Below are 3,055 nucleotides of genomic sequence, written 5' to 3'. Positions count from 1 at the left end.
TGGCCCTATCTCCCCGACGATTTCCGGGAGAAGCATCGTTCAGTCTGGGTCGATATCGACTCGCGCCTCTTCGATCCCGCGAAGAGCCACGAGGTCTATAATTCCTACATGGACATGCTCGAATATGCGGGCACGCTCGGTTTTGACGGGATCGGCGTCAACGAGCACCACCAGAACGGCTATGGCATCATGCCCTCGCCGAATATCATTGCGGCGGGTCTTGCACGGCGTACGTCCGATGTCGCGCTGGTCGTACTCGGTAACTCCATCGCACTCTACAATCCGCCCGTTCGCGTGGCCGAAGAATTTGCGATGCTCGACTGCATTTCGGGTGGTCGCCTTGTTGCGGGCTTTCCCGTCGGCACGTCGATGGACACGAATTACTGCTACGGGCAAATCCCGGCACTGACGCGCGAGAAATATCAGGAAGCGCATGACCTGATCCGCCGTGCCTGGTCCGACCCTGATCCCTTCGCGTGGAACGGCCGCTACAACAAGCTGCGCCACGTCAATATCTGGCCGCGTCCCATTCAGGACCCGCCGCCGATCCATATTCCGGGCGGTGGCTCTGTCGAGACATACGACTTCTGCATCGACAACGACTATTCCTATTCCTACCTCTCCTTTTCCGGCTATATCCGGGCGAAGGCGCTGTTGCAGGGATATTGGGACCGCGTTGTGGAACGCAATGCGCCTGACGAAAGCCCCTATCGCGCGGGCTTTGCGCAGACGATCTGCGTTGCCGAAACGGATGAAGAGGCAGAGCGCCTCTATTCCGAACATGTCAGCTATTTCTACAATCGCTGCCTCCATGTCTATGGCGGCTTTGCGGACGCGCCGGGCTATCGCACCATCAAGACAATCCAGACAGGTGCGCTCTCGCAATATGCCCCGCCCATCGACGGCTATTCCTCGCTCACATGGAAAGACCTGATCGAACAGGGCCATGTGATCGCGGGCAGCCCCGAAACCGTGCGTCAGCGCATGGAAGACCTCATCAAGGGGCTCAATGTCGGCAACATCTTCTGCCTGCTTCATGTGGGCAACATGCCGATGGACAAATGCATGTATTCCACCCGGCTCTTTGCAGAAAAGGTCATGCCGCATCTGCGCGACATGTTCCCGGACTACAAGGATGACAATCGCTTCTGGTGCAAGCCGCTCGCGAAACAGGTGAAACCCGGCAACCTTCCGGCGGAAAAGGAAATCGCGGCAATGGTCGGGGGGAAAGACTGATGGAAACGAAAACGATCAACACGCCCCATGTTCCGGTTCGCTATTTCGAAGGCGGCAAGGGGCAGCCTCTCGTCTATCTGCATGGCGCAGGGGGCATCACTGCGGAAGACCCGCTTCTCGCAAAGCTCGCGGAGAAATATCACGTCTATGCCCCGCTGCTGCCGGGCTATGGCGACTCGCAAGAGTGCAGCGATCTGCGTGAAATGCTCGACATCACGCTCCATACATGGGACGTGGTGGATGCCCTCGGCTTGAAGGACCCGATCCTTGTCGGTCATTCAATGGGCGGCATGATCGCCGCTGAAATGGCAGCCGTCGCACCGAATGATGTGTCACGGCTCGGCCTGATCTGCCCGGCCGGCCTCTGGCTCGACGAGCATCCGATTCCCGACATCTTCGCCATGCTCCCTTACGAACTTCCGGCGGTTCTCTTCCATGATGTGGAAGCGGGCACGGCGATGATGACGGCAGGTGTCTCGCTTAATGACCCGGAATGGCTCAAGGGTTTCCTCGTGCAGAATGCGCGGCAGCTTGGCATGGCGGGCAAGATCCTCTTCCCCGTGCCGGATCGCGGCCTCTCGCAGCGGCTTTACCGTGTGAAGGCGAAGACCGTGCTTGTCTGGGGCGACAGCGACAAGCTGATCGTGCCGACCTATGCCCATGCCTGGAAGAAAGCAATCAAGGGTGCGGAACTCGTCTCCGTCCCGGAAGCCGGGCATCTCGTGACGCTTGAAAAGCCCGATCACGTCGCAAGCGCCGTTGCGAAGCTCGGCTGACGAGCCACAGACACAAGTATCGGCGTCCAAAAACAAAAACAGACGCGGATAGGAGCGAAGGGCCATTCCGAAAGGAGTGGCCTTTCTGCTTCAGGCGCCGCGCGCCATCCGGCCCGAAAGCATGCCCGCGATGCTTGTGCCTGCAATGGTGAGCGCCATGGGCATGGCCGAGCCATCATTGAAAAGCCCGACCAGTGCGCCCGCAATGGCGGCGAGCGCAAATTGCAGAATGCCGGTAAGCGCGGAAGCGGCACCGATATGGCCCTCCGCGCGCGCCATGGCCGCCGCTGTCGCATTCGCACCGATAAAGCCGAGGCTCGCGACCGCAACGAAGATGGAGAGAACAAGCGGCAGAAAAGCCTGCGGCACAAAGATTGTCACCGCAAGAACAGAGAGGGCGGCGACGAGCTGAATACCCATCGCCACCTTCAGCACAGCGCGGCTCGAATAACGGCGTAGCAGCAGGGCATTTATCTGCGCGGCCAATATCAGCCCGCCGGCATTCGCCCCGAAAGGCAGCGCATAACCACCCGGCGTCAGCCCGTGCAGCTCTATGAACACGAAAGGCGAGCCGGTGATATAGGCGAACATGCCTGCGGCGATGAAGGCATTGGCAAGCGCAAACCCCATGAAAGGCTGGTCCAGGCACAGCGCCAGATAGGCGCGCAGCACTTTCTTCAAGCCGCTTTCACGCTGCCGCTCTTCCTTTGGCAAGGTTTCGCCGAGGCCAAGAATGACGGCGGGCGCACAGGCAAGACCGAATGCCGCCAGCACCCAGAAGATTATCGGCCATTCATAATGCTGGATCAGAAAGCCGCCAATCATCGGCGCCAGAATGGGCGCAAGTCCCATGACGAGCATGAGCAGCGAATAGACCTGTGCCGAAGCCTGCTCGCTGAAGAGATCGCGCACCATCGCCCGCGAGATGACGATGCCCGCGCACCCCCCCAGCGCCTGAAGAAAGCGGGCGGCGAGGAGGCTTTCGATATTCGTGGCAAGGGCTGCCCAAATGGACGCGCCAACATAAACCAGAATGCCTGCGA

General features: G+C 59.8%; 3 protein-coding genes. 2 read left to right on the top strand and 1 reads right to left on the bottom strand.

What is annotated here, in order from left to right; all coding sequences use genetic code 11:
* Together WBF74_RS01490 and WBF74_RS01485 are read left to right on the top strand one after the other, a co-directional pair.
* The coding region (locus tag WBF74_RS01490) for an LLM class flavin-dependent oxidoreductase (protein ID WP_424434128.1) at window positions 1-1,236 on the top strand (1,236 nt) is incomplete at its 5' end.
* Window positions 1,236-2,012, top strand: a complete 777-nt coding sequence (locus WBF74_RS01485) for an alpha/beta fold hydrolase (RefSeq protein ID WP_424434126.1) — start codon at window positions 1,236-1,238, stop codon at window positions 2,010-2,012. The genes WBF74_RS01490 and WBF74_RS01485, both read left to right, overlap by 1 nt.
* Before the next feature lie 90 nt (window positions 2,013-2,102).
* Here WBF74_RS01485 and WBF74_RS01480 read toward each other — a convergent pair.
* Window positions 2,103-3,055, bottom strand: a 953-nt coding sequence (locus tag WBF74_RS01480) for a Bcr/CflA family efflux MFS transporter (protein ID WP_424434124.1), incomplete at its 5' end; no start/stop codon positions are given.

The sequence above is a fragment of the Parvibaculum sp. genome (genome assembly GCF_049672805.1).
GTDB lineage: Bacteria > Pseudomonadota > Alphaproteobacteria > Parvibaculales > Parvibaculaceae > Parvibaculum.
Note: the sequence above shows the minus strand (reverse complement) of the source record. Positions and strands in the feature narration are given on the sequence as shown.